Consider the following 863-nt stretch of genomic DNA (forward strand, 5'->3'; position numbering starts at 1 on the left):
GGATGAAGGCTGCTTCTTTATCTCCATCGAGACTGCTTTCATAATACGCAGGGTCTCGTTTTAATTTTTTGTCGATGAAAGACTTTGAACAGTTGGCTTGGCCGTCAGCATCAGCAAGTAATATACGGATACCTTTTTTGGACAGTCCGACAGCCAGATGTTTTGCGGTGGTCGTTTTTCCATCTCCACCTTTGATGTTATAGATTGCGATCGTTTTCATAATAGTTTTTCCTCCATGCGGTTTCTTCCGCTATACACGATAGATCTTCAAAAATAAGTAATGGCTCACAGCGATGAATGATCTGCGATAGAAGTAAAATCCTTCACATATTTTACTCGACGGGCTGATCTTCCTTTTTCTGTTTCCAATTCTTCATAGGTGACTCTTTGACCTCTGTAAAGTCTCTTGAAGCCTGGTTCTTTTATATCTGTGTAATGAACCATACTGGAAACACCATCATCAGATAATAGGAAACCATAACCTTTTTCATCGCTGAACCAAATACAGGTACCATGGACGCAACGATCTTCATCCTTAGATAGCATGAACACACCTCCTTCCATTGTCGTATCCACGAAGTCGAAAAGACTTATTGGTACAAGAAAACTGCCGAAAACAAAAAAGTCTCAGCAGTTCTATGTAACAACGAGTCAAAGACCCGTTTATAAAACTATAATCATCAAAACACCGATATCTTTCGCATCCCTCGGCCGGGCAGCACTAAACAGCTATCGCTAGCATTCATTGGATTCACACCAACTCCTCCACGGAGCATTTTATTTATAAGTATCATTATACGAAGGTCCTGGCGAACCGGCTTTCGAGACCGCTTTTTCTGCCTGATATGGATCGCTCTTGTATT

The 863-nt window shown here is 41.3% G+C and carries 2 protein-coding genes; both read right to left on the reverse strand.

The window, feature by feature from the left end; genetic code table 11:
• The coding region (locus NE665_RS23815; protein WP_256302696.1) for a ParA family protein at positions 1 to 220 on the reverse strand (220 nt) is incomplete at its 3' end.
• Positions 221 to 285: 65 nt separating this feature from the next.
• Entirely contained in the window at positions 286 to 546 is a 261-nt protein-coding gene (locus NE665_RS23820) for a cold shock domain-containing protein (protein WP_002611889.1), read from the reverse strand.
• Between the last annotated feature and the right edge of the window lie 317 nt (positions 547 to 863).

The organism is Clostridium sp. DFI.1.208 (genome assembly GCF_024463855.1).
Classification (GTDB): Bacteria; Bacillota_I; Bacilli_A; order Erysipelotrichales; family Erysipelotrichaceae; genus Clostridium_AQ.